Annotated in this window: 22 protein-coding genes; 11 read left to right on the top strand and 11 right to left on the bottom strand. The window is 68.2% G+C overall.

Going from position 1 to position 26,089, the window contains the following annotated elements; all coding sequences use genetic code 11:
- Positions 1–37: 37 nt before the first annotated feature.
- Entirely contained in the window at positions 38–1,756 is a 1,719-nt protein-coding gene (locus E0H73_RS27605; protein ID WP_131361494.1) for a glycosyl hydrolase family 18 protein, read from the top strand.
- A gap of 28 nt (positions 1,757–1,784) precedes the next feature.
- Positions 1,785–3,326, top strand: coding sequence for a cellulose binding domain-containing protein (locus E0H73_RS48040; protein ID WP_131361493.1), 1,542 nt, complete (start codon positions 1,785–1,787; stop codon positions 3,324–3,326).
- Positions 3,327–3,366: 40 nt separating this feature from the next.
- Here E0H73_RS48040 and E0H73_RS27595 read toward each other — a convergent pair whose 3' ends face one another.
- Together E0H73_RS27595 and E0H73_RS27590 are read right to left on the bottom strand one after the other, a co-directional pair.
- Positions 3,367–4,122: an SGNH/GDSL hydrolase family protein gene (locus tag E0H73_RS27595; RefSeq protein WP_238164301.1), complete on the bottom strand. Its 756-nt coding sequence runs from the start codon at positions 4,120–4,122 to the stop codon at positions 3,367–3,369.
- A gap of 72 nt (positions 4,123–4,194) precedes the next feature.
- Positions 4,195–5,082, bottom strand: coding sequence for a LysR family transcriptional regulator (locus tag E0H73_RS27590; RefSeq protein WP_131361492.1), 888 nt, complete (start codon positions 5,080–5,082; stop codon positions 4,195–4,197).
- Positions 5,083–5,153: 71 nt separating this feature from the next.
- Here E0H73_RS27590 and E0H73_RS27585 point away from each other — a divergent pair, with 71 nt between their 5' ends.
- Both E0H73_RS27585 and E0H73_RS27580 read left to right on the top strand, forming a co-directional pair.
- A complete protein-coding gene (locus E0H73_RS27585; RefSeq protein WP_165555837.1) occupies positions 5,154–6,380 on the top strand; it encodes an MFS transporter in 1,227 nt (408 codons plus the stop codon).
- Positions 6,381–6,384: 4 nt separating this feature from the next.
- Positions 6,385–6,834, top strand: coding sequence for an aminoacyl-tRNA deacylase (locus tag E0H73_RS27580; RefSeq protein WP_131361491.1), 450 nt, complete (start codon positions 6,385–6,387; stop codon positions 6,832–6,834).
- A 161-nt stretch (positions 6,835–6,995) separates the two neighbouring features.
- Here E0H73_RS27580 and E0H73_RS27575 read toward each other — a convergent pair whose 3' ends face one another.
- Positions 6,996–7,913 (bottom strand): helix-turn-helix transcriptional regulator, encoded by a 918-nt coding sequence (locus tag E0H73_RS27575; RefSeq protein WP_131361490.1) that lies wholly within the window; start codon positions 7,911–7,913, stop codon positions 6,996–6,998.
- Between the two features lie 9 nt (positions 7,914–7,922).
- Positions 7,923–9,611, bottom strand: coding sequence for a chitinase (locus E0H73_RS27570; RefSeq protein ID WP_131361489.1), 1,689 nt, complete (start codon positions 9,609–9,611; stop codon positions 7,923–7,925).
- A gap of 421 nt (positions 9,612–10,032) precedes the next feature.
- Between E0H73_RS27570 and E0H73_RS27565 the strand changes: the two genes are divergently transcribed.
- Entirely contained in the window at positions 10,033–10,881 is an 849-nt protein-coding gene (locus E0H73_RS27565; protein ID WP_131361488.1) for an HAD family hydrolase, read from the top strand.
- Between the two features lie 259 nt (positions 10,882–11,140).
- On the opposite strand, the gene E0H73_RS27560 is transcribed toward E0H73_RS27565, so the two are convergent.
- Positions 11,141–11,920 carry a Fic family protein gene (locus E0H73_RS27560; RefSeq protein ID WP_131361487.1) on the bottom strand — a complete coding sequence of 260 codons (780 nt, stop codon included), beginning with the start codon at positions 11,918–11,920 and terminating at the stop codon, positions 11,141–11,143.
- 190 nt (positions 11,921–12,110) lie between these two features.
- On the opposite strand from E0H73_RS27560, the gene E0H73_RS27555 reads away from it, so the two are divergent.
- From E0H73_RS27555 to E0H73_RS27540, 4 genes are all read left to right on the top strand, one after another.
- Complete coding sequence (locus E0H73_RS27555; RefSeq protein WP_131361486.1) at positions 12,111–14,327, top strand: bifunctional glycosyltransferase/CDP-glycerol:glycerophosphate glycerophosphotransferase; 2,217 nt, start codon at positions 12,111–12,113, stop codon at positions 14,325–14,327.
- A gap of 126 nt (positions 14,328–14,453) precedes the next feature.
- Entirely contained in the window at positions 14,454–16,148 is a 1,695-nt protein-coding gene (gene argS, locus E0H73_RS27550) for an arginine--tRNA ligase (protein ID WP_131361485.1), read from the top strand.
- A 32-nt stretch (positions 16,149–16,180) separates the two neighbouring features.
- Positions 16,181–17,209, top strand: coding sequence for an alpha/beta hydrolase-fold protein (locus E0H73_RS27545; protein WP_131361484.1), 1,029 nt, complete (start codon positions 16,181–16,183; stop codon positions 17,207–17,209).
- A 40-nt stretch (positions 17,210–17,249) separates the two neighbouring features.
- Positions 17,250–18,227 carry a GNAT family N-acetyltransferase gene (locus E0H73_RS27540; RefSeq protein WP_131361483.1) on the top strand — a complete coding sequence of 326 codons (978 nt, stop codon included), beginning with the start codon at positions 17,250–17,252 and terminating at the stop codon, positions 18,225–18,227.
- Here E0H73_RS27540 and E0H73_RS27535 read toward each other — a convergent pair whose 3' ends face one another.
- Complete coding sequence (locus E0H73_RS27535) at positions 18,228–19,715, bottom strand: MFS transporter (protein WP_131361482.1); 1,488 nt, start codon at positions 19,713–19,715, stop codon at positions 18,228–18,230.
- Positions 19,716–19,850: 135 nt separating this feature from the next.
- On the opposite strand from E0H73_RS27535, the gene E0H73_RS27530 reads away from it, so the two are divergent.
- Positions 19,851–20,447, top strand: a complete 597-nt coding sequence (locus tag E0H73_RS27530) for a TetR/AcrR family transcriptional regulator (RefSeq protein ID WP_131361481.1) — start codon at positions 19,851–19,853, stop codon at positions 20,445–20,447.
- Here the strand turns inward: E0H73_RS27530 and E0H73_RS27525 are convergent.
- Positions 20,410–20,961, bottom strand: coding sequence for a dTDP-4-dehydrorhamnose 3,5-epimerase family protein (locus E0H73_RS27525; protein WP_131361480.1), 552 nt, complete (start codon positions 20,959–20,961; stop codon positions 20,410–20,412). The two genes, E0H73_RS27530 and E0H73_RS27525, sit on opposite strands and share 38 nt — an antisense overlap.
- Entirely contained in the window at positions 20,958–22,172 is a 1,215-nt protein-coding gene (locus tag E0H73_RS27520) for a DUF2786 domain-containing protein (protein ID WP_238164300.1), read from the bottom strand. Before E0H73_RS27520 ends, E0H73_RS27525 begins: the two co-directional genes overlap by 4 nt.
- 176 nt (positions 22,173–22,348) lie before the next feature.
- Here E0H73_RS27520 and E0H73_RS27515 point away from each other — a divergent pair, with 176 nt between their 5' ends.
- The gene (locus E0H73_RS27515) at positions 22,349–23,740 is read left to right on the top strand and encodes an FAD-binding oxidoreductase (RefSeq protein ID WP_131361479.1); all 1,392 of its coding nucleotides are present in this window, start codon (positions 22,349–22,351) and stop codon (positions 23,738–23,740) included.
- Between the two features lie 110 nt (positions 23,741–23,850).
- Here E0H73_RS27515 and E0H73_RS27510 read toward each other — a convergent pair whose 3' ends face one another.
- Genes E0H73_RS27510 through E0H73_RS27500 form a run of 3 tightly spaced genes read right to left on the bottom strand, consistent with a single transcriptional unit; the run spans position 23,851 to position 26,079 of the window.
- Positions 23,851–24,597, bottom strand: coding sequence for an SDR family NAD(P)-dependent oxidoreductase (locus tag E0H73_RS27510; protein ID WP_131361478.1), 747 nt, complete (start codon positions 24,595–24,597; stop codon positions 23,851–23,853).
- Entirely contained in the window at positions 24,590–25,831 is a 1,242-nt protein-coding gene (locus E0H73_RS27505; RefSeq protein ID WP_131361477.1) for an AMP-binding protein, read from the bottom strand. The genes E0H73_RS27510 and E0H73_RS27505 overlap by 8 nt, the downstream gene beginning before the upstream one ends.
- Positions 25,828–26,079: a phosphopantetheine-binding protein gene (locus tag E0H73_RS27500; protein ID WP_131361476.1), complete on the bottom strand. Its 252-nt coding sequence runs from the start codon at positions 26,077–26,079 to the stop codon at positions 25,828–25,830. Before E0H73_RS27500 ends, E0H73_RS27505 begins: the two co-directional genes overlap by 4 nt.
- Positions 26,080–26,089 lie beyond the last annotated feature (10 nt).

The raw sequence follows: 26,089 nt of genomic DNA, 5'->3' as shown, positions 1-26,089 counted from the left end.
CCGGACCGCTTCCGTCCCAGCTCCGGAGGACCCGCCCATGAGTCGACTACGCTTGCTCGCCGCCACGGCCACTGTCGCCGCCACCGCCCTGATCGCCGCCGCCGGCGTCTCTCTGGCGAGCGCCGAAACGCCCCACGCCGCGCCGCTCGCCCCCGCCGCCACCAGCGGCGGCGTGAAGACGGCGTACTTCACCCAGTGGGGTATCTACGCCAACGCGTTCTACCCGAAGAACCTCATCACCACCGGCGTGGCCGGCAAGCTGGACTTCCTGAACTACGCGTTCGCGAACGTCCACCCGACCGACCACACCTGCTTCATGGCCAACAAGGCCGCCTCGCAGGACGAGAACAACCCGAACGCCGGTGACGGCGCCGGGGACGCGTTCGCCGACTACGGCAAGTCGTACGGCGCGGACATCAGCGTCGACGGTGTCGGCGATGTCTGGAATCAGCCGATCCAGGGCAACTTCAACCAGTTGAAGAAGCTCAAGACGCAGTTCCCCAACCTCAAGATCCTGATCTCCATCGGCGGCTGGACGTACTCGAAGTACTTCTCCGACGCGGCCTCCACCGACGCCAAGCGCAAGGCGTTCGTGAGCTCTTGTGTGAACATGTTCCTCAAGGGCGACCTCCCCATGATCGACGGCTTCGGCGGTCCCGGTACGGCGGCCGGGATCTTCGACGGCATCGACATCGACTGGGAGTACCCGGGCTCGCCGAACGGCCACGTCGGCAACCACTTCAGCGCCGCGGACAAGCAGAACTTCACCCTGCTGCTGGCCGAGCTGCGCGCCCAGCTCGATGCCTACGGCAACCAGACCGGCAAGCGCTATTACCTGACCGCGGCCACCCCGGCCGGGCAGGACAAGATCGCCACGATCGAGACGAACAAGATCGGGCAGTACCTCGACTACAACAACGTGATGTCGTACGACATGCACGGCGGCTGGGAGGCCACCGGGCCGACGAACTTCCAGGACCCGCTCTACCAGGCGCCGGACGACCCGAGCAACCCGATCCCGCCGGGCTCGAGCAAATACTCCGTGGACGGAGCCGTCAAGGCGTGGACCACCGGCGATCCGGCGTACGGCATCCCCGGCGGGTTCCCTGCGAACAAGCTGACGATCGGATACCCCTTCTACTACAGGGGATGGAAGGGTGTACCGAGCACAGCCAACGGCAAGTACCAGACCGCGACCGCACCGGCCGACGGACACGCGCTGAGCGGCAACGTGCCGGGCGTCTCGTTCTACAAGGAGCTCACCGGCTTCGTCGACGACTCCTCGGCCACGTACTTCGACGACGCAACCAAGTCGTCGTGGTTCTACCGCAACGGCACGTTCTGGACCGGCGACAACGCCCAGTCGATCAAGGCCAAGGCGGACTACCAGCACTGCAACGGTCTGGCCGGCGCAATGATGTATTCCCTCGAGGCCCTGGACCCGAACGTCACCCTCTTCAACAACGTGGTCAACGCGGTCAACGCCGACACCCCCAGCTGCAGCGGCCCGCCCACGACACCGCCCACGACACCGCCCATCACGCCCCCGACGACACCTCCCACGACCCCACCGACCACGCCTCCCACCACACCGCCGACGACGCCTCCCACGGCCACCCCGTGGGCGCCGAACACGACGTACGCGACCGGTGCACTGGTGTCCTACAACGGCGTCACCTACAAGTGCATCCAGGGCCACACCTCCCTGACCGGCTGGGAGCCGCCGAACGTCCCCGCACTCTGGGGCCGGGTCTGATCACGTACCGCCCACTGATCGGAGCATCATGAAACGCATCACTCTGGCGATAGCAGCCATCACCGCAGTGGTCATCGCACTGCTGACAGCACAGGCGGCGAACGCCGCAGGAGTCACTGCAGCCTTCACCAAGGTGTCCGACTGGGGCAGCGGGTTCGAAGGCAAGGTGACTGTCACCAACGGCACCACCAGTTCACTGAGCACCTGGTCGGTCGCACTCGACTTCCCGTCCGGCTACACGATCTCGAGCTCGTGGGACGCGACCAGGAGCAGCAGCGGCCAGACGCATACCTTCACCCCTCCCAGCTGGGCCGGACCGCTCGCCCCCGGAGCAACAGTCACGTTCGGCTTCAACGGCAGCCCGGGCAACTTCCCCGGTCTGGCGGCCTGCCGGCTGAACGGTGGCTCCTGCACTGGAGGCGGTGGCGGCACCGCCCCCGGTGCACCAACCGGCCTCTCCGGTACGGCGTCCGCCTCGTCCGTCAGCCTGACCTGGTCAGCACCCAGCGGTGCAACGAGCTACAGCGTCTACCGCAACGGCGCGAAGGTCGGCAGCCCGACCGGTACGTCGTACACGGACTCCGGTCTGGCGGCCAACACGACGTACAGCTATCAGGTCAGCGCTTCCAACAGTGCAGGTGAAGGCCCGAAGAGTACGACGATCTCCGTGAAGACCTCCACCGGTGGCGGCAACACCGGCACCCGCCGGGCCGCGCCGTACCTCTACATGGGCTGGGGTGACCCGCCCAACCCGGCGACCGTGATGAACGCGACCGGCATCAAGTGGTTCACGATGGCCTTCATCCTCTCGTCCGGCGGCTGCAACCCGGCCTGGGACGGCAACCGGCCGCTGCAGGGCGGCGCCGACGCCAACGCGATCGCCCAGATCCGGGCAGCCGGTGGCGACATCGTGCCGTCGATCGGCGGCTGGAGCGGCAACAAGCTCGGCCCGAACTGCAGCACCCCGGAGGCACTGGCCGGCGCGTACCAGCAGGTGATCAGCGCCTACAACCTGAAGGCGATCGACATCGACATCGAGAACTCCGACGAGTTCGAGAACGAGGCCGTCCAGGACCGGATCCTGACCGCGCTGAAGATCGTCAAGCAGAACAACCCCGGGATCCAGACGATCCTGACCTTCGGTACCTCGACCACCGGCCCGAACTACTACGGCAACCGGCTGATCGAGCGGTCCGCGGCGCTCGGCGCGAACATCGACATCTTCACGCTGATGCCGTTCGACTTCGGCAGCGCCAACATCTACAACGACACGGTGGCCGCGTCCCAGGGCCTGAACAACAAGCTGAAGGCGACCTTCGGCTGGAGTACTGCGGACGCCTACGCCCACCAGGGCATCTCCGGCATGAACGGTCTGTCCGACCAGCAGGAGATGACCACCACGGCGACCTGGCAGAACATCACCAACTGGGCCAAGAGTAACGGGCTCGGCCGGCTGGCGTTCTGGTCGGTGAACCGTGACCGCGGCTGCGCCGGTGGCGGCGTGGTCTCGAACTGCAGCGGCATCGCACAGCCCGACTGGGAGTTCACCCGGATCACAGCGGGCTTCTGACCGGTACGGCGGCGTGCGGGGCAATCACCCCGTACGCCGCTCAGCCGGACTTGAGCGCCTTGACGATGAGGGCGTTGCGGGCGTTCTGGCCACGCGGGATCGAGGGATGCAGGCCGTCGCGCAGGTACAGCTGCAGGCGCTCCGGCTTGGCGGCCAGGTGCTCGGCCCACTGGATGATGCGGAGGTTGTCGTGCCGGCGCTGCGCCTCGGCCAGCTGCAGGTTGATCCAGGCGCTGTTGCGCTGGTCGGCGACCTGGACAGCCGGACCGTACAGCGTGCGGGCGGCCTGGATGTTCACCCAGAAGACCGTCCGGTCCTCGCCGACGATCTGCATCGTCCGCTCGATCTGCGCAGCCACCGCGGGCGGCGTGAAGATGTCGTTGGAGCCGACCGACATCAGGATGCGGTGCGGCAGGCCGTAGTCCTGGGCCCAGGTGTTCAGAGCGTCGACGGCAGGCGTGGACGGCCGGCCGGCCCAGTTGTTGGCGGCGATGTTGATGCCGACCAGAGTCAGCTGTTTCGCCAGTGACCGGGCGTCCTGGAGGGCGATGCTGTCGCCGAACATGAAGACGCCGTCGGTCTCCTGGGCCTTGCGGATCTGCGCCGCGGTGGAGATCGCGAACGCCTGCCGCTCCCAGGTGCCCAGCACTCCCGAACCGTAGACACCGGCCACGCTGGCCTCGACGCTCGTGGCAGTGGCCGTCGCGGCCGACGCGACAGTCGACGCCGCGGCCGCCGTACCCGCCGCGAACAGCAGCCGCCGGCTCGGCCTGAACGAACTGAGACGCTTCCTCACGGAGAAACTGTGCGGGGGAAAGCCCTCTCTCTGCAAGTCGACACCGCAGAAATGGGACGGACGCTACGAAAGTCAGGTGGACGTCGCGGGCCGGGACCGGACGAACGTACGGAACCGCTCAGCGGCCGGTGTGAGCTGTGTCCGCAGCCGCCACGCCATACCGACCTCCCGTCGGGCCTGAACACCGGCGAGTGGCACCGACACGGCCCCGCTGTCGCTGCCACGGACCGCACCGGCCGGCAGAACGGCCACTCCGAGGCCCGCACCCACCAGGCCGTCGATGGTGGCCAGGTCGGTCGCCTCGAAGGCCAGCTGCGGCGTGAACCCGGCCGCCCGGCACAGCTCCTCGCTGATCCGCCGGAAGCCGAACCCCGGTCGCAGCCCGATGAACGGCTCGTCAGCCGCCGCCGCGAGCTCCACCCGGCGCCGTGACGCGAACGGGTGCCCGGGTGGGACCTGCAGGCACAGCCGCTGCTGCTCCATCAGGTGCCAGCCGAACGCCTCCGGGTCCGGCCGTGGCGCAATGATGCCGATCTCGGCCTCACCGCTGACGAGGTCCTGGACGATGTCGTGGGACGGCTCCTGTCGCAGTGCGAACCGAACGCTCGGCGCCACCTCACGGAACGCCTTCAGCAGGTCGGGCACCAGGCTGGTCGCGACCGAGTGCAGGAATCCGAGCCGGACCATCCCCGATTCCGGATCGATCAGTGCGTCGATCCGCCGCCGGGCCGAGTCGACCGCCGCCGTACCGGCCTGGGCTGCCTCGAGGACGAGCCGGCCGTAGGGATTCAGCCGTACGCCGCGATGCTCGCGCTCGAACAGCTGGACCCCGAACGCACTCTCGACCCGCCGCAGCGACCGGGACAGATTCGGCTGGCTGGTGCCCAGCGCCGCGGCCGCCTCGGTCAGATGCTCAGTCTCTGCGAGTACGGCGAACCACCGCAGGTCCTCGATGTTCATACCAAAAGCGTATCGGTAACTGCTGAGATCGACATTTTACGTATGGCACAAGCTGTGCGACCGTCGAAGACATGCACGTCGCCCCGAAACTGACCGAGCCCGGCTACCGCCCCGGAGACCGCGAGTACCGCAAACTCTCGATCGCACTCTTCGCAGCCGGACTGGCGACGTTCGCACTGCTCTACAGCACCCAGCCGCTGCTGCCCGAACTGGTCGACGCGTTCCACGTCTCCCCCAGCCAGAGCGCCTTCACCGTCTCCCTCGCCACTCTCGGACTCGGTATCGCTCTGCTGATCGCAGGCCCGGCCTCCGAGGTGGTCGGACGGACCACTCTGATGCGCTGGTCGGTCGCAGCCACCTCCGGCTTCGCCGTACTCACCGCAGTCGCGCCGACCTGGCACACCCTGCTCGCCCTCCGCGGTCTCCAGGGCGTCGCCATGGCCGGACTGCCCGCCGTCGCGATGGCCTACCTCAGAGAAGAGGTGCACTCGTCCAGTCACGCCCGCGCCAGCGGCCTCTACATCGCGGGTACGGCGGTCGGCGGCATGACGGGTCGTCTGATCGCGGGAGGACTCGACGACCTCGGCGGCTGGCGCGTCGCGACCGCCGGCATCGCACTGGTCGGCGTCCTGTGTGCTGCGCTGGTCTGGCTTCTACTCCCGTCGTCGCAGAACTTCCACCCAAGCCCAGCCAGTCCGCGACAGCTCCTCCAGCAGACCGGTCGAGTACTACGTGATCCCGCGCTGCTGGCCCTCTACGGAATCGCGGCCACCGCGGTGGGCGCGTTCGTCGCCGTCTACAACGGAGCTGTCTTCCGGCTGTCCGAAGCGCCGTACCTGCTGAGCTCCGGGGCGGCCGGGCTGGTCTTTTGCGTCTATCTGCTCGGCTCCGTCGGGTCGGCGACGGCAGGGTCACTGGCAGACCGGTACGGGCGTCGCGTCGTCGTACCTGTCGGCTGCCTCATCACGCTGGCCGGAGTCGCGATCACGCTGGCCGCGCCGCTCCCGCTGATCATCCTGGGGCTCGCAGTCATGACCGCAGGCTTCTTCGCGGTCCACGGTGTCGCCGGTGGATGGGTCGCAGTCCGGGCGCACGCCGGTGGCGGCGGCACCGGACAGGCAGCCAGCCTGTACCTCTTCTCCTTCTACCTGGGCTCGTCCGTCTTCGGCGGTCTGGCAGGTACGGCGTGGAGCAGCGCGGGCTGGAGTGGAGTCGCATTGGAGGCCGGTGCACTGTTCCTGGTCGCGCTGGTGCTGTCGATCGTCCTCAAGGGCGTTCCGAGCAAGGTGCCAAACTAGCCGGGTGACCAAAGCGACCGATGCAGCCGACCAGTTGGGTCTCAGCTACGAGGTGACCCGGCACGGACGAGTCAACTCGCTCGAGGAGGCCGCGGCCGCACGCGGCATCGAGCCGGCCCGGCTGATCAAGACGATCGTGGTGCGGCTGGCCGACGACGACTACCGGTTCGTGCTCGTCCCCGGCGACCGGGAGATCGCCTGGCCCAAGCTCCGGTCGCTCCTCGGCGTCAATCGCATCTCGATGCCGGACAAGGACACCGCGTTCGACGTGACCGGCTACGTCCGCGGCGCCATCACCCCGCTCGGCAGCACCCACGCCTGGCCGGTCATCGCCGACGAACGGATCACCGGCACCATCTCGATCGGCGGCGGCGACCACGGCGTGGGGATGACGGTGAACGCCGAGGACCTGGCCAAGGTCCTCAACGCCACCGTCGCCGATGTGACCGACTAGGTCGTGTCTGGTAATCCCGCGCCGTAGCGAGCAGGTGCTCGGTGCGGTGCATCGGTGCGCGGGAGCGAAGGTCTCGATGCGGCGCATCGTGGCCCTTGCTCACGTGCGGCGAAGTGCCGTGCCGAGTGCCGCGCAGTAGGCGGGGGATTACCAGACACGACCTAGACCAGCAGCCCACGTTGGCCCGCGCGGAGGCCGGCCTGGAAGCGGGTGGTGGCATCCAGCGACTTCAGGATGCGTTGCATGCGACGCTCCACCGTCCGCTGTGCCACACCGAGCCGCCGGGCGATGGCCTGGTCTGTCAGCCCGGCCGCTGCCAGCGACAACAACTGCTGATCCTCGAAGCTGAGCGGACCCTCGGCAGCCGACGGAGCCAACGGACTCGCCTGCTTCCACAACAGCTCGAACAACCGCAGCAGTCCGTCCAGCAGACTCGAAGGCCCGAGCTCCACCACCACATCCGGACTCGTCGGCAGCAGCCCAGTACGCCGATCCACGACGACCAACTTCAGCGGTACGTCGCGCAGGATCCGGCAACCCGCAGACCGGGCAGCCACCAGGTCAGTCGGCTCCGACAGCGACGCCATGTCGTAGATCGTCCGGTACGACACACCATGCGCCCACCGCGGCTCGATCGGCACCACCGCGTACGGCGGCCGATCCAGCACGAGTACTTCGTCCTGCGCGCACTGCTGCGCCTGGTAGAACCGCTGAGCGATCGCCTCCGCACCGCGGACCGCAGTGAACGCGTCCTGCCGCGCCCGAAACTCCGCAGTCAGTACCGAGGCACCCACGCGGGCCTCGACGATCGCGGCCTGCTTCCGCAGCGCCAGCAACTCGACCGCAGCCTCCGGCACGGCCGGGACGTAGCGCGCAGGACGCCCCGGCGTGCGGGAGGCCAGGCCGAGTGACAGCAGTGACCGCAGATGCCGGCCGACGCGGGTAGCCGGCCAGCCAGTGTCATGGGACAGCTCGATCGTGGTGCAATCCGGCCGGGCCAGAAGCGCCCGGTAGAGCTGCTCGTCCTCCGAGCAGACACCGAGCGCCTCCAGCACCGGAGCGGGTCGGTAGCTGTGCATGTCCGCGGGTCAGGGCAGTGAATGGACGTGGGATCCGACCTGGTTGGCGAACGCGTTGCCGTTCAACGCGTCCCAGTTGGTCGACCACGTCATCGCGCCACGCAGCCCCGGCCACGTGGTGCTGGGCTTGAAGTTGCCGCAGTTAGTGCCCTTGGTCAGGCAGTCCAGCGCGTTGTTGACGACCGTCGGCGAGACATACCCGCTGCCGGCCGCACGGGACGACGCCGGCAGGCCGAGGCCGACCTGGTCGGGCCGGAGTCCGCCCTGCAGCATGATGCAGGCCTGCGCGGCGATGAAGTCGACCGTGCCCTGCGAGTAGACCTGACCGTCGCAGCCGTTCATCGACCCGGAGTTGTAGTACTGCACGTTGACCACGGTCAGGATGTCCTTGATCGCCAGCGCGAGCTTGAAGTACTCGAACGACGTACTCTGCATGTCGATCGTCTGCGGTGCCATCGCGATCACCAGACCGCTGCCGAACTGGCCCTGCAGGCTGCGCAGCGCCTGACCCAGGTACTGCGCGTTGACGCCGTTCTCCAGGTCGATGTCGATCCCGTCGAACCCGTACTCCTGCAGTACGGCGAGCGCGCTGCCGGCGAAGTTGTTCGCGGCGGTGGAGTTGCCGACCGAGATGGTGCCGTTCTGGCCACCGACCGACAGGATGACCTTCTTCCCGGCAGCCTTCTTCGCGGCGATATCCGCCTTGAACTGGGCGACGGTGTACCCACCGAGCCCGGCGGAGTCCAGGGTGAAGGTGATGGCACCCGGCCGGGACGCATCCGCATCGGCGAAGGCGACAGCGATCAGGTCGTACGCCGCCGGTACGTCGGAGATGCGCTGCACCGTCGCACCATTGTTGAAGTTCTGCCAGTACCCGGTGACGATGTGCTTCGGCAGATCGCTGGCCGGCGGGTTCGTCGGCCCACTGGAGGTCGTGCCGGAGACGGTGGCGCCGTACGGCGAGCAGTTGCCACTCGGGTCACACGCCCGCACCTTGAAGCTGTACGTCGTACTCGGGCTCAGACCGGTCGCGGTCCAGTTGGTCACGGCGCCGACGTTCTGTGCGGCCGACGTCCCGCGCACCACGTCGTAGTGATCGATGCCGTTCGCGTCCGACGCGGCGGACCAGTTGAGCTGCAACGAACTCGAGGTCGGGCTGCCGACCGTCAGTCCGCCAGGAGTCGACGGCGGCGTGGTGTCCGCGGTCCCACCCGGACCATCCAGTACGACGTCATCAGCCTGGTACGCCGGGAGTCCGTACCAGCCGTGCAGGTAGATGGTCACGGACGTGGCCGAAGCGCCGCTCGTGAAGGGGACTGTCAGCTGGCTCCACGTGCTGCTCGTGGTCCAGGTGCTGGGTCCACCGTCGACGCCCAGATAGACGTTCGATCCCTTGACCCAGGCGGACAGTGTGTACGCCGTATTGGGCTGTACCGGTATCGATTGGGAGCACCGGGCGATGTCGGATCCGCTCGGGGTGGCCTGGAGCGCGTAGCTACCGGTGCGGGCCGAGCCGGAGACCGTGCCGGCCGGGCAGGACCACCCGGACGTGGTGCCGGTTTCGAAGGATCCGTTGGTGACGAGATTGGTGGCGGCCGTCCCGGTCGAGGGGACCAGGACCAGGCCCGCGAGGGCGAGAAGCAGCGTGAGCAGGACGGGAATGATCGCGGCCTGGGGGCGGTGTGCAGGCGGGTTCATGCATTACAAACTGTGACTGCCTAACTACATTGTCAAGACCCTGCATAAAGTGAACGCGCTCTCACGCTGCGAAAAAGTGAAGAACATACAGATTCTTGACATAACCGTTGCGAAATCCGCCGGTAGAAAGGCGACGGCCCCCGGCGGGGGGGTGACCGGGGGCCGTCTTCGGCCACGGGCTCGGGGGGAGGAGCCGGGGGCCGATCAGGAGGCGACAGTCTGCCACTGTCAGGGGGTATGTACCCCCCAAGATCGGATCTCACACATCTCGATTCGGTTGCGACCGAGCACGTGTGGACCGAGCGCCCAAGAATGCCGATCAGGCGTCCCGAGCCAGTGTCACTGTCACACTGCTCCACAGTCTAACGGGAGACCGGCCGACACAAAAGCCCAGGCCCCTCGGCGTTTCTCTCCGATGCCTATGCTCGACCTCATGGAGCCCCTCGGGACCACCCGGTCCGCCGCCTTCTTCGATCTGGACAAGACCATAATCGCCCGTTCGAGCACGCTCGCGTTCTCGCGGCCGTTCTATGCCGGCGGGCTGATCAACCGGCGGACGGTCCTGCGCAGCGCCTACGCGCAGTTCGTCTATCTGCTCGGCGGGGCGGACCACGACCAGATGGAGCGGATGCGGGAATACATCTCCGCGATGTGCACCGGATGGGACGTCCGGACGGTGCAGGCGATCGTCGCGGACACCCTCCACCACATCGTCACGCCGATGATCCACGACGAGGCGGTGGAGCTGATCGAGGCGCATCACGCAGCCGGCCGGGACGTGGTGATCGTGTCGTCGTCGGGAGTCGAGGTGGTCGAGCCGATCGGCGCGATGCTCGGCGCGGACAAGGTGATCGCCACCCGGATGGTAGTTGCCGATGGCAAGTACACCGGTGAGATCGCGGAGTACGCCTACGGCCCCAACAAGGCGACGGCGATCCAGGCGCTGGCCCTTGCCGAGGGCTACGACCTCGGGAACTCCTTCGCCTATTCGGATTCCATCACCGACGAACCGATGCTGGCCACGGTCGGTCACCCACATGCGGTCAACCCGGACAAGGCGTTGCGGCGGCTCGCTGCCGAGCGTGACTGGCCGGTCCTCGACTTCAAGGAGCCCGTCGGCTTGGCCGAACGGTCACGTTTGCGTGAGGTACGACGTCCCGCGATGGCGGCCGGCCTGGTCGCCGGACTGGCCGCCGGGGTGTTCCTGCTGGCGTCGCGCCGGCGGTCCCGGCCGGGCCCGGACGGCCTGGGCGGCGGCCCTGATAGCTGAAGGTTGCTTCATTGTTCTCAACTGCATGAAGACCGAGCTTCCCCTTCCCAGAAAGGGTTTTCAGGAGTACAAAGGAAGCACAAAGGACCTCCGGGTCCGGTAGAGATTGCACGGCAGCCAGGCACCCACGCGGCGACCAGCCCATCCCAACCGGGCAGCGCGACCCAGGCCTAGTCCTGTGGCGGCAATCAGGTGCACGCATGGTAACCAGGATGGCGTGCCAGCGACGGCGTTCTCATCTGAGAACGCCGTTCGCACGTTACTGCGACCGGACCAGCGGTGACCGTTCGGCACCGAGTGTCAGGACTTCGCAGGTCCGCAATAACCAGTCACGAACCCCGGTCAATCCTCGCGCTGCGTAGTCGCCGAGGCCCGATCCATACGATCCGGCCAACTCGTAGTGACCAAGCTCCGGCACCGTGACCCCGACCGGGTCGATGCCCCGGGCAACCAACAGGCAGCGTTCGGCGGCCCGGGCGACGAGTCCGTTCGCGGTGGGGAACGGGCGCAGGACGGCGAGTTCCGCATGCACGATGCCCGCGACGACCAGGCCGGGCGCCTTGGTCGGGCGAGTCAGGTTCTGGGCGAGAGCGCTCAACCGCTCCCACATCTCGTCCGCGGGCGGCGACGGTGGCAGGCCCGGGATGTCGTCGGGCAGTGGTTCGCGGCTGGTCCGCAGATGGCCCAACTGCTCGTCCGGTCCGAGGTCGGCGGCCGCCAACTGGTGCAGTCTGGTCCAGACCTGCACCGGCGCGGTGTCCACCCGCGGCGCGAGCGCCATCAGCTCACCGGTCATCCGCACTGCTCCGGTCGCCAGTCCATCGGCGGCGCCACGGCGTACCTCGTCGAGCGTCGCCGGGCTGCCGGCCAGCGCGGCGGACGCGTGGGCGCCGCGCAACAGGGCCTCGGCGGTCATGTCCGAGCCGACCTTGCGCAGACCACGGTCCCGCAGCAGTACGTCGACCGCGTCCCGGGCCGCCCGGGCCGCCGACCCGACCCCCTCCAGCCCGCCCAGTGGCTCGAACACATCAAGACTCATACCTGCACCCTAGGGCGTCGCTGGTGGTCCCACGCCTACTGCGCGGCACTCGGCACGGCATCTCGCCGCACTGGAGCAAAGACCATGATGGATCCGCATCGAGGCCTTCACTCCAGCACGCCGAGCTACCGCGCCGAGCACCTGCTCGCGACGGCGTGGGACCACCAGCGACACCCTAGGATGACGTGGCATGGCGCTCGGCACCGTCCCCAAGTTCAGCATCGTGGTCCCCTGCCATGCCTCGCGGGCGTGGCTGCGACCGTGCCTGGACTCGGTGCTGAGCCAGTCGTTCACCGACTTCGAGATCATCGGGGTGGACGACGCCGATCGGGACAGCTCCGGCCGGATCCTGGACGAGTACGCCGCCGCCGACCCGCGGGTGCGGGCGTTGCACCTGGACGAGAACGTCGGTTTGGGCCTGGCCCGGAACGCCGGGCTGAAGGAGTGCCGCGGCGAGTACGTGCTCTTCCTGGACGCTGACGACCTGTACCTGCCCGGCTCGCTGGAGGCGATCGCCGACCGGATCGATGACACCGACCGGCCGGACATCGTGCTGTTCGACTACGAGCGGATCTTCTGGGACGGCCGGGTGGTCGGCAACCGGCGGCACGACGCGTTCGCCCGGGAGGGCGCCGGGGTGTTCACGGCCGCCGAGCGGCCGATCTTCCTCACCTTCCTCGAAGTGGTCTGGAACAAGGCCTGCCGGCGCGACTTCCTCAGCCGGCACGGGTTCGCGTTCACGGACGGCTTCTACGAGGACGCGCCGTGGACGTACTCGACGATGCTGACCGCCGAGCGGATCGCCACCCTGGACCGGGTGGTCGTGCACTACCGGCAGCACCGGACCGGCGGCAACATCCACGCCACCGGCGGCCGCAGGCAGTGGGACATCTTCCGCCAGTACGACCGGGTGCACGCGTTCATCCAGTCCGACCCGGAGCTGGCCGGCTGGCGGCGGTTCGCGTTCGACCGGTCGCTGGACCACATCCTCACCGTCCTGGCCAAGCCGGAGCGGATCGATCCGGACGACCGGGCCGACTTCTTCCACGCCGCGCACGCGTTCGCGAAGCGGTGGAAGCCCGAGGGGTACACCTCTGACCGCACCGGCCGCGGCTTCAAACGCTGGCTGCTGATCCACGACGACTATGCGACGTACTCGACGCTCAAGCTCAGCGCGAAGGTGTTGCAGGTCCCGAGTCCGCGCAAGACCGTCGGCAAGCTGCTGCACCGGGCGAAGCTGGACCCGAACCTGGCGGCCTACACGGCGTACTGGTTCAAGCAGTACGCGTGCAACCCGCGGGCGATCTACGAGAAGGCGGCCGAGTTGGCGCCCCACCTGCGCGGCGTCTGGGTCGTCGACTCCGACCACGTGGCCGCCGTCCCGGAGGGTGTCGAGTACGTCGTCGCGGGCTCCCCGGCGTACGGCAAGTTGCTGGACCGGGCGACGTACTTCATCAGCAACATGAACTGGCCGAAGGAGCTGGAGAAGCGGGATGGGCAGATCCACCTGCAGACCCAGCACGGTACGCCGCTGAAGACCATGGGCACCGACCTGCGGCACTTCCCCCAGGCGGCGAAGGACCTCGACCTGGACGAGTTGATGCGCCAGGTCGACCGGTGGGACTTCAACCTGTCGTCGAACCGGTACTCGTCCGAGATCTGGGAGCGCACCTATCCGGCGTACTTCGAGGAGCTCGAGTACGGCTACCCGCGGAACGACCGCCTGCTCACCACGAGCATCGACGAGGTCCGCGCGATCCGGGCGTCGTTCGGCTTCGACGACTCACACCTCGTGGTGCTCTACGCGCCGACGTTCCGCGACGGCATCGACTCGATCCGGACTCCGACCGGCGTGGTCGATCTGGGCGGCACTGGCATCCACCTCGACCTGGACCGGTTGGCCGGAGCGGTCGGCGAGCACGGTCGGGTGCTGGTGCGAACGCACTACTCGTTGTCGACGAGTCCGGACGTCGACTCCGGGAAGGTGGTCGACGCGTCCCGGCACCCGCGGGTCGAGGACCTGATGCTGGCCGCCGACGTCCTCGTGTCGGACTACTCCTCCATCACTTTCGACTACGCGAACCTGGACCGCCCGGTCGTCCTGCTGGCCGAGGATCAGCGCTTCTACAATCGCCGGCGCGGCACCTACTTCGACATCACCGAGTTCCCGCCCGGGCTGGTCGCGCGGTCGCCGGAGGAGTTGCTGACGATCCTGCAGACCGGCGCGTTCGCGTCGGCCGAGGCGTCCAAGCACCGTCAGCTGTTCCGGGAGAAGTTCTGCGAGTACGACGATGGCCAGGCGGCGGAGCGAGTGGTACGCCGGGTCTTCCTCGGCGAGACCGACGTACCGCCGATCGTGCCGCTGCACGACCGCTCTCCGGCAGCCTCGCCGCACCTTCATGCATAATGGCTGCCATGTCGACCAGCCTGGAGTCCGTGAGCGCCCTGCGCCCCCGCTTCAGCCTGCGACGACGACGCACTGTCTGAACACCTCAGCCCCTGTTCCAGTGCGTCTCCCTTTGAAGGACCCTTCATGTCCGCTGTTCTGCCTGTCCTGGCCACCAGACTGTCCACTGCCGCCGCGACCGCCTTCGGTCCGTCGTACGGCGAACTCGATCCCGAACTGCGGTCGGCGACCAGACCCGAGTTCGGCCACTACCAGACCAACCTCGCGCTCCGGCTGGCGAACGCACTCGGCCGGCCGCCGCGGGAGATCGCCGCACGCCTGATCGCTGAGCTGCACGTCGACGACCTGTGCGAACCACCGCAGATCGCCGGTCCGGGGTTCGTCAACCTGACCTTGCGGGCCGAGACGTTGGCCGCGGCGGTGAACGAGCCCGAGACGTTCGGGCCGCGCGGCGAGCGAGTCGTCGTCGACTACTCGCAGCCCAACGTCGCGAAGCAGATGCACGTCGGCCATCTGCGGTCGACCGTGATCGGTGACGCGCTCTGCAACGTGCTGCGGTACGTCGGCTACGAGGTGATCCGGCAGAACCACGTCGGCGACTGGGGCACGCAGTACGGGATGATGATCGAGCAGCTCAAGGATGAGGAGCTGGACCCGGAATCCCTTGATCTGCAGGGATTGCAGCTGCTGTACGAGCGGAGCCGGAAGCAATTCGACGCCGATGGCACGTTCGCGGACCGGTCCCGGTTGCGGGTCGTGGCGCTGCAGTCCGGCGATCCGGAGACGCGGGCGATCTGGCGGCGGATGGTCGATGTGTCGCTGGACGACTTCGAGCAGGTGTATGCGCTACTCGGATCCGCGCTGACCCGGGACGATGTGGTCGGCGAGAGCGCCTACAACGACGACCTTCAGCCGATCGTCGACGAGCTGTCGGCCGCGGGCTTGCTGACCGAGTCCGAGGGTGCGTTGTGCGCGTTCCTGCCCGGCTTCCTCGGCCGGGACGGCCAGCCGCTGCCGGTGATCGTACGAAAGTCCGACGGTGGCTTCGGCTACAGCGCTACCGATCTCGCCGCCGTCCGGCACCGCGTGAACACATTGCACGCCAGCCGGATCGTGTACGTCGTCGACCACCGGCAGTCCTTGCACTTCGACCAGATCTTCACCCTCGCCAGGACGGCCGGCTGGTTGCCAGCGACAACGACCGCCGAGCACGTCAGCTTCGGAACGGTGCTCGGACCGAACGGAAAGCCCTTCAAAACAAGGGCAGGCGGCACGGTCAAGCTGACCGCCCTGCTCAACGAGGCGGTGGCGCGGGCCGATTCACTGCTGGAGGGTCGCGACGGCGTCGACCGGCAGACGACGGCACGCGCGGTCGGCATCGGCGCGGTCAAGTACGCCGACCTGTCCAGCGACCGGGGCAACGACTACGTGTTCGACCTCGACCGGATGGTCGCAATGACCGGCAACACCGGGCCGTACCTCCAGTACGCGCATGCCCGGCTGACCCGGCTGCTCACCAAGGCCGGCGCATCCGGCGGCGAGGTGACCGGCCTCAAGGACCCGGCCGAGGTGAGACTCGCACTGCTGCTGACCGGGTTCGCGAGCACGGTCGTCCAAGTCGCGGAGACCCTCCAACCACACCGGCTCTGCACCTATCTGTACGAGGTCGCTGCCGCGCTATCCGCGTTCTACGAGCTGTGCCCGGTGCTGACGAGCGAGGGCGCGACCAGAGCCAGCCGGATCGCGCTCTGCGCGGCGACCCGGAAAGTGTTGCAGGATGGACTCGGCCTGCTCGGTATCGCGGCCCCTGACGCAATGTGACAGTCGCCATGTGAGACCTGAAGGAGTTGCCCATGTTGCCGTGGTCCGCGGATCTGGCCGGCCGGTTCGAGCAGACGACGTACGACAGCGCCTTGCTGCGCGGGAACCCATTGGGTGATCCGCACGAGCGGCCGGTGCTCGTCTACCTGCCACCGGGGTACGACGACTCGGACCGGCGCTACCCGGCGATCTACGTGACGATGGGATACACCGGGCACATCGGGATGTGGTTCAACCGGACGCCGTTCCGGCAGCCGTTCCCGGAGTTGCTCGACGCGCTCTTCGCACCGGGCGACGTACCGCCGGCGATCGTCGTGTTCGTGGACAGCTGGACGCGGTACGGCGGCAGCCAGTGCCTCGACTCCCCCGGCACCGGGCAGTACCACTCGTACCTGTGCGAGGAGATCGTGCCCTGGGTCGACGCGAAGTACCGGACCATCGCCGACCGCGACCACCGCGCCATCACCGGCAAGTCGAGCGGCGGCTACACCGCGATGGTGACGCCGATGCTGCGGCCGGACGTGTTCGGCGCGCTGGCGACGCATGCCGGGGACGCGGCCTTCGGCGTCTGCTACACGCCGGAGTTCCCCGCCCGGGCGCGGACGCTGCGGGACAAGTACGACGGCAGCTACGAGAAGTTCTTCGAGTCGTTCGCAGCCAAGGCGGGCCGGACCACGAACGAGGACCTGCACATGCTCGAGATGCACGGCTACTCCTCGGCGTACTCGGCTGAACCCGACGGCACCGTGCTCCTGCCGTACGACGACCTGGGCCGAATCATCCCGGAGGTCTGGGAGCGCTGGCTGGCCAACGACCCGGTGGAGATGGCCCGCCAGCCGCAGTACGCCGATGCGCTGCGCTCACTGCGCGCGGTCTGGATCGATGCGGGTAAGCAGGACGAGTTCTACCTCGACTTCGGTGCCACCGCGTTCCACCGGGAGGTCCAGCAGGCCGGTGTGCCCGAGGACCGTGTGCACTTCGAGCTGTTCGAAGGAACCCACGGCGGCATCGAGTACCGCTATCCGCTCGCGGTGCGGTGGCTCTGCGAGCAACTGCAGTAATTCACGTGCTCCGGCCGGAGCCACCCCGTACCTTCGGGCCATGGGGACTATCACCTGGCCGGAGGGGATCGACGCGCGCCCGATCGACAAGGGCGATGCGGAAGCGTGGGCCGAGCTGCTCGCCGCGCGGGAGAAGGTCGATCAGGAGGGCGAGAACTACGACGCCGACGACCTGATCGAGGAGCTGGAGGATGCCCAACTGGACACCTCCCGCGACACCGTCGGGCTGTGGGCCGGCGGGCGGATGATCGCGTACGGCAAGGTCTACGCCTCGAGCTCGGTGGTGGACGTCGCCCGGATCCGGACAGAGGGCACCGTCCATCCGGAGTGGCGCCGGCAGGGGATCGGTACGGCGATGCTGCGGTGGCTGATCCAGCGTGCGGGCGAGGTCCACACCGAGAAGCACCCGGACACCAAGGGCGAGATCAACACCGCGACGATCAGCACGAACGTCGGCGCCGACCGGCTGCTGCGGACCTTCGGCTTCGAGGAGTGCCGCTACTTCTTCGACATGAAGCGCCCGCTGGATTCCGCGGTGCCCGAGGCCGCGCTGGCCGATGGACTGCGGCTCGCGCAGTTCGACCCGGTGATGGACGAGGACCTCCGGGTGACCCACAACGAGGCCTTCCGCGACCACTGGGGCTCGACCCCGCGGGACCCGGAGAGCTGGAAGAACTGGGTCACCGGCTCCCGCGCCTTCCGCCGGGGACAGTCGTACGTCGTCCTGGACGGTGACACGATCGCGGCGTACGTGCTCGGCTACGAGTGGGTCGCCGACACGGAGGCCACCGGGATCAAGGAGCTGTACATCGGCCAGGTCGGCACCCTCCGGGACTACCGCGGCCGCGGGCTGGCCCGGGCCACGCTGGCGAAGGTGCTGACCGAGGCCGTACAGGCCGGCTTCCAGCGCGCGGGTCTCGGCGTCGATGCCGACAACCCGACTGGAGCGCTCGGCCTGTACGAAGGCCTCGGCTTCTCGATTCACAGCAAGTGGATCACCTACCGCCTACCGCTCTGATCAGACGTGTGAGTCCACGACGACCGGCTCCGGAGTCGCCTCGAGCGGCTCCGGACCGCGCCGGAACCAGTTCCACGGCCGGACACTGACCACGATCATCGTCAGGCTCAGGACGGCGTACACCAGGGATCCGATGAAGGCCGCGTGCACGCCGTCGGTCAGCACCTCGCGCGGGACGGTCGAGGTGGAGTTGCGGCTCGCCGTACCGAAGATGGTGACCAGGATGCCCAGGCCGAGCGCGCCGCCGACCTGCTGGACCACGTTCAGCATGCCGGACGCGGCCCCCGAATCCTCCGGCGCGACGCCCGAGATGGCCCGGCTGACCAGCGGGATGAAGATCATCCCGGCGCCCAGGCCGAACAGCAGCATCGGACCGACCACGTCGGCGAGGTAGGTGCTGTTCGCGTCCAGTTGCGTCAGCCACACCGTGCCCAGCGCGACCAGCGTGGAGCCGGTGAGCATCAGCTTGCCGCTGTCGATCCGGGCGATCAGCCTCGGCACCACCCGGGAGGCGGTGAACAGCAGAAGGGTCAGCGGCAGGAAGGCCAGACCGGCAGCCAGCGGGCTGAGCTCCAGCACACCCTGCAGGTACTGCGTCAGGAAGAAGAACATCCCGAACATGGTCCCGACCACCAGCAGCATGGTCACGTACGACGCCGACCGGTTGGCCGACCGGAACAGGCGCAACGGGACGATCGGGTGGCTGACCCGGCGCTCGACCAGGACGAACGTGACCAGCAGTACCACGCCGACCGCGAACGCACCGAGGACCTCGGCCGACGTCCAGCCGACGTCGGCGACCCGGATGAAGCCGAACACGAGCGAGGTGATGCCGAGCGTCGAGGTGAGCGCACCGGCCACGTCGAACCGGCCGGTCTCCGGCGCGGTCTCGGTCAGCACCCGCCGGGCCGCGATGACCAGGCCGATGCCGATCGGCACATTGATGAACAGACCCCAGCGCCACGACGCCCAGTCGGTCAGCATCCCGCCGAGGACCAGACCGACGCTGCCACCGCCGGAGGACACCAGGCTGTAGTAGCCGAGCGCCTTCAGCCGCTCGGGACCTTCGCGATAGGTGAGCATGAGCAGGGTCAGCGCGGCAGGTGCGGCGATGGCACCGCCGATGCCCTGCAGGACGCGGGCCGCGAGCAGTAGCTCCGCGCTCGGCGCGAGACCGCCCAGCAGCGAGGCGAGCGTGAAGACACTGATACCGGTGACGAACACCCGGCGGCGACCGAGCAGGTCGCCGGCCCGGGCACCGAGCAGGAGCAGACCACCGAACGCGAGCGCGTAGGCGTTCTGCACCCAGGACAGGCTGGACGGGCTGAAGTCGAGCGCGTGCTGGATCTTGGGCATCGCGATGTTCACCACGGTGCCGTCGAGGATCACCATCAACTGCGTGATCAGGATGACCGCGAGAACGACCCCCGGCCGCCGCGCGGGCGTGCCTGGGGTGGCGCCGGACGGCGCCGCGGCTGTTGCCGACATATTGCTCCTTACCCCGGAGGGGCTACAGTTGAGACAGAAAGCGGAGCGCTCCTCCGGATACAATACGGAGGCCCCCTCCGCTTTGCAAGCGATATTCTTCGGGAACTTCGACTGCTGCGATCCGTGAGGAGGCTGATGAGCACGCCACCGCTGCCGTCCATGCGGCCGACCCGCGCGGATGCGGCCCGCAACTACGACCTGCTCGTCACGGCCGCCCGCGAGGCGTTCACCGAGAACGGCGCCGATACCTCGCTGGAGGAGATCGCCCGCCGGGCCGGCGTCGGCATCGGTACGCTCTACCGCCGGTTCCCGAGCCGGACCGCCCTGCTCGAGGCGGTCTACGTGGACGAGATCCAGTCGGTCTGCGACCGGGCGTACGGCTTCGCCGAAGAGCTCGAGCCGTTCGACGCGCTGGCCGCCTGGCTGCGCAGTTTCGTCGGCTACGCCATCTCCAAGAAGTCCCTGGCCGGCGAGCTGACGGTTGCCCTGGGCAGAGACTCGGAGTTCTTCCAGACCTGCAAGGTCAATGTCCGGGAGGCCGGCCAGCTGCTGCTGGACAAGGCGAAGGCGTCCGGCGAGGTGCGGCCCGAGCTCGACCTGGCGGACATCATGCGTCTGGTCGGCGGGATCAACATGAGCCGCGACATGGAGCCCGAGCAGGCCCAGCGGCTGCTCGACATCATCCTGTGCGGCCTCAGGCCGGCTGGCTCACGGCCTCAGTCAGCGTCCTGATCTCGGCCAGCGTCGGGTTGCCCGCGTCGCGTTCGGTCCAGCTCAGTTGGTCGCGTGGGAACGGCCAGTCGATCGCGAGCTCGGGATCGAACAGGTCGACCGTGACTCGCTCCGGCGACCAGTACTCGTTCACCAGGAAGTTGTAGACCGTGTGCGGCGTCAGCGTGCAGAACGAGTTCCCGCACCCGCGCGGAACGTAGAGCGCCTGCCCGGCGCCCAACTCGAACGTCTCAACAGCACCGAAGGTCTCGCCCGGGCGCAGGTCCACCAGGGCGACGAACACCCGGCCGGCCGACGGCGACAGGTACTTGTCCCAGGGCTCGGCATGAATCCCGCGAATGATCCCTGCCTCGGCGAAGTACGACACGTTGTGCTGCACCGCATCCAGCGAAGGCACTCCCACCTGCTCCAGCTTCGCGCGGTGGAAGTTCTCCTTGAACCAGCCGTCGTCGCTCGGCTGCACCTCAAGGTCGATCCGCAGCACATCCGGGATCGTGGTTTCGTGTGCCCTCACCGGCGTACCTGCCGGCGAGCCTCGAGCTGCGCCTGGTCGGCCGCGGTCAGCCCCGCCTCCCAGCCGGCGCCGTTGGTGATCCGGGTCCGCCGCGTGGTCGTGTTCGGGAACAGCTTGCTGAACAGCGCGTCCACCTGTTCCTCTCGCTTCGTCAGCACAGGCAACAGGCGCCCCGCATCGGCCTGCGGTACGGCGGCCTGGGTCGCCGCCGCGGCGGCCTGCAACCGCTCCCCGATCCGCTGCGCGTAGGCCATCAGGAACGACTGCCGGAAGGACCGCGTTCGCGATTCGCCGCGCCGGCCGAAGTGTTTGCCCGCAGCAAGCATCGCCCGATTCGCCTGCACCAGCAGGGAAGTGCTGAGAATCTCGGTCAGCTGCAGATCCAGGTCGGCACCGACGATCGTGACCACGGCCAACTCGTCGATCACCACGGTGCGGCAGCGGTTCGCCGACGCGACGGCACCGACCAGCTGTGCCTTGGCCGACACGTACGGCGTGTCGACCCACAGTCGCCGGCCGGCCGAGTCGTCCGGGATCTCCACCGCCGGATCCGCCTCCACCAGGGCACTGTCGAGCGAGAACTTCGCCATCAGCTCCTGCGCCTTGCCGGACAACGCCTCCGCCTCGTCCGGGAACTCCGTCGCCTCCGCCTTCGCGAGCAGACCCCGGATCCGCGCCAGCACCTTCCCGTTCACGGGTACGACGTGATGTTCGCCGCGACGTACCGGCGTACCAGGGAGGGGGTAGAGGCGGGCGAGGATCGGGAGGGTCTGGAGGAAGCCTGCGAGGGAAAGGGCGTGGTGGAGCGTGAGGTAGCGGCCGACGCGGGCCTCGGCGGCCCAGGCGGTCAGGTCGAGGCCGGTGAAGGGTGGCGAGACACCGAGGTCCGTGAGCTGGTCAAGCCAGCCCGGGTCGATCGTGGCGGGCTTGTAGGCCTGGTGTTCGGCGGAGATCGCGGCCAGGAGCAGCGGCTCGACACCCGCATCCAACTGCCGTCGCCCGTGCTGAACGACATCGGCCGGCGACCAGCCGCGCTCCCACGTCGTCCGGAGCAGACCGGTCAGAAACCCCTGCAGGCAACGATCGACCTGCGCCTGGTCGCGTTCGTCGTACGCACCGAGGCGGGCCAGCTCGGCGTCGGCGCGATCGTCGCTCAGGGCAACGACGGCGGCAGCGATCGGCAACAATCGCAGGATCTCGTCGTCACTCACGCGGTCGAGTCTGACACCCGGCGAAGTTCCCGCCCAAACGGGATTGCGATCCCTTGTGGAAAACCCGGCGTTTCTGAAGCCTGGCTGAAGACAGCGCACGAAGATCTGTCCAAAAGGACGCTGTCGCAGGGGGAACGGGCACCAGCCTGACAGCACCAAATCGGGGAGGAAACGCAATGACTCAGCTTGCGGAAGCTGGATTCGACGAACTGCGCGCGGCACTGGAGGGGACCGTGCTGGCGCCGGACGACGATGGGTACGACGACGCGCGGCGACTCTGGAACGCGCACCACGACCGGCGTCCGGCGGTGATCGCCCAGGCCCGGACCGCCGAAGACGTCCAGGCCGCGATCCGGTTCGCCGTCGCGAACGACCTGGAGATCGCCGTCCGCGGCGGTTCACACAGCATGTCCGGGGCGTCGTCGGTCGACGACGGACTGATGATCGACCTGAGCCGGATGAACCAGGTCACGGTCGATCCGGAGGCACGCCGCGCCCGCGTCGGCGGCGGTGCGCTGCTGGGCGACCTCGACGCGGCCACACAGGCGCACGGCCTGGCCGTGCCGGCCGGCATGATCAGCCACACCGGTGTCGGTGGACTGACGCTCGGTGGCGGCATGGGCTGGCTGACTCGCAAGCACGGCCTCAGCATCGACAACCTGGAATCCGTGCAGATCGTCACCGCGGACGGCAGCATCCTGCGGGCGGCCGAGGACGAGAACCCGGACCTGTTCTGGGCGGTCCGCGGCGGTGGCGGCAACTTCGGCGTGGTCACCGAGTTCGAGTTCCGGCTGCACGAGGCCGGGCCGATGGTGCAACTGGGCATGATCTTCTTCGGACTCGACCAGGGCCCCGAGGCGCTGCGGATGGCGCGCGACGTCATCCCGAGCCTGCCGCGCGACCTCAACGTGGTGATCGCCTGCCTGAACGCGCCGCCCGCGCCGTTCGTCCCGGCGGAGCACCACTTCAAGCCCGGGTATGCGCTGGTCGTGGTCGGCTTCGGCTCCCCGCAGGAGCACGCCGACGCACTCGAGCGCATCCGGACCGCGCTGCCGCCGCTGTTCGAGTTCGCGTCACCGATGCCGTACGTCGCGCTGCAGCAGATGCTCGACGAGGCGAACGACTGGGGCCGCTACAACTACGAGAAGGGCATCTACCTCGATGCCCTGACCGACGGCGCGATCGACGCGATCACCGAACAGGTGCCGCGGAAGACCTCGCCGATGTCGGTCGTGCTCTTCTACCACCTCGACGGTGCGTACCTCGAGGCCGACGACGACTCCACGGCCTTCGGCGGCGGGCGGACCGAGCGGTATGCGGTCTTCTCGATCGCGATCTGCCCGGAGCCGTCGATGTTCGACGCCGAGCGGGCCTGGGTCCGCGGCCTGTGGGACGCGCTGCAGCCGCACGCGAGCGGCATCGGCGGCTACGTGAACGGGATGACCGACCCGGACGAGGACCGGCTGCGGGCGTCGTACGGCGACAAGTACGACCGGCTCGCGCAGATCAAGGCGAAGTACGACCCGGACAACGTGTTCCACCGCAACCAGAACATCAAGCCGGCCTGACCGACGATCGTCCCATCTGCCTAGCTGACCCAGACCGTGGTGGGTTGGCCACCCGGATTCCGGGTGGCCAACCCACCCTCTGGTAGGTCAGCCAGGCAGATGGGGAGGGGTCAGATCGAGGCGGCGCCGTCGACGACCAGGACCTGACCGTTGATGTTGGTCTGGTCGAGCAGGAGCATGCGGACCACGGGGACGACCTCGTCGGGCTCGGTCAGGTGGCCGGTGGGGGTGCGCCGGACGATCTGGTCGAGCTGGGTCTGGCCCAGGACCGCGGACATCTCCGAGGCGAAGAAGCCGGGCGCGACGGCGTTCGCCAGCACGCGGCCGCCGAGTTCGCGGGCGAGCGACCGGGTGGCGGCGTCCATGCCGCCCTTTGTGGCGGAGTAGGCGACCAGACCCGGGTAGCCGCGCTGCGCACAGATCGAGGTGACGTTGACGATCCGGCCCTTCAGGCCCTTCGCGAGCATGCGGCGCAGCACGAAGCGGGTGAGAATCAGCGGCGACGTCAGGTTGGTCTGGATGATCTGCGCGAGCTGGTCGGCCGACGTGTGGACGTGCAGCGAGTCCTGGCCGATGGCGGCGTTGTTGACCAGACCGTCGATCGGTCCGAGCGCCGTCTCCACCGCCCGCACGAACGCCTGCCCGGCCTGGGCGTCGTTGATGTCGACGGAGCCGTAGTACAGGTGGTCCGGGTACTTCTCGCCGAGCGCCGTCAGCTCCGGCGTCACGGTCCGGGCGAACGCGGCGACCTTCAGGCCGTTGGTGAGCAGGTCGGTCACGATCGCGAGCCCGAGGCCGCGCGATCCTCCCGACACCAGCACGACCGACGCGGGCGGAATCATGCTTGGTTCAGACATCGCTCTTCAGGGTTTCCTTCTGCGGGATCTCGTCGAGGAAGGTGATCCGCCGCGGTACGCCGTAGTCCGGCAAACGGCTCGAGCACCACTGCACCAGGTCGTTGTGGGTGAGCGGACCCAACGTCGGATTCCGCACCACCTCGGCGGCCACCATCCGGCCGACCAGCGGCGCCCTGCGCGCGAACACGCGGGCCCACGCGACACCCGGGTGACCCATCAGCACATTGCGTACGACGCCGGCCGACACCTTCGACCCACCGACGTTGATCTCGTCGGTGTCCAACCGGCCAGTGATCAGCACCCGGTCACCGACGTACTCGATCCGGTCGCCGGTATGCACCGCACCGACCAGCCCCGCGCCATGATGCGGCGACCGGATGACGAGCTCGTCCCCGTCGGTCGAGAGGATCGGGCGGTCCGGGTCGGGTTTGCGGTCCAGCCACTCGCGCGGGAAGCCGGCCTTGCCGTCGTGCACCACGATCGACGCACCGACCTCGGAGGACGCATAGATCCAGGAGATCCGGGCCTTCGGGAAGATCTCTCGCAGCTGGTCGAGAATCGCCTGGTCGACCGGCTCACCACCGAGCGTGATCTGCTCCAGCGGTACGGCGGCCAACGCGTCCGCGTCACGGTAGATCGCCTGGCGCCAGAAGGTCGGCGTCCCGGAAGCCGCGGTGACTCCGTGGGTGGCGGCGATCGACGGCCAGTCCTCAAGCTCGTCCGGTTCGATCGCCACCACGCCCTGATCGGCGTGGGTCAGCGAGAGCGTGACGACCTGCCACCAGGCGTACGTGCCGGGTGAGTACGGCAGGAGCCAGGTGCGCGGCGGCTGGTCGCCGGTGACTGTGGTCAGCGACTCCAGGGTGTGACCGATCCGTTTCGGACGGCCGGTCGAACCGGAGGTGAGCAGCCAGGCACGGCCGGACTCCTCGACGCGCTTGAGCTTCGCCGGCGTCACTTCCCCATTGGGCAGAACGATGGCGAACCCGGACTCACCCAGCTCCTCCCGCATCCGGTTGTCGACGCGGGACGACGTGGCGACCAGGAGCTCAGTGCCGTGGACTGCGTGGTGACGCAACGCGGCGAGGGCGTCGGCGCCATTGTCGACCAGGACTGCAGCCGGTGAGGGCAGTTGCGGAAGTTTGTGCAGGGTCCGCCAGGTCAGGCTCTTCCCGGCGACGACCACTGTGTTGTCGTCACCGATGAGAGCGGTGGTCCGGCGCGGCGCGGTCACGCCGACTGAAGTTGCTCGATGAAGTCCAGCACATCGCCGACAGTGGCGATCCGGCGCAGCCCGGGGGCATCGAAGTTCAGCTCGGCCTCCAGCTCGTCCTCCACCCGGAGGGCCAGCTCGGAGAAGTCCAGCGACCGGAACCCGATCTCTCGCAGATCGGCGGTGTCGTCGCCCGGCAAGTTCTTTCCCTGCGCCGTCATCACCTCGCCCATCAACTCCCTGACCCTGCCACGCGCTATCGAACTCATGAGGCCAAAG

This window comes from Kribbella pittospori (genome assembly GCF_004331465.1).
Classification (GTDB): domain Bacteria; phylum Actinomycetota; class Actinomycetes; order Propionibacteriales; family Kribbellaceae; genus Kribbella; species Kribbella pittospori.
This window is presented reverse-complemented; position numbering and strand designations above follow the sequence as displayed.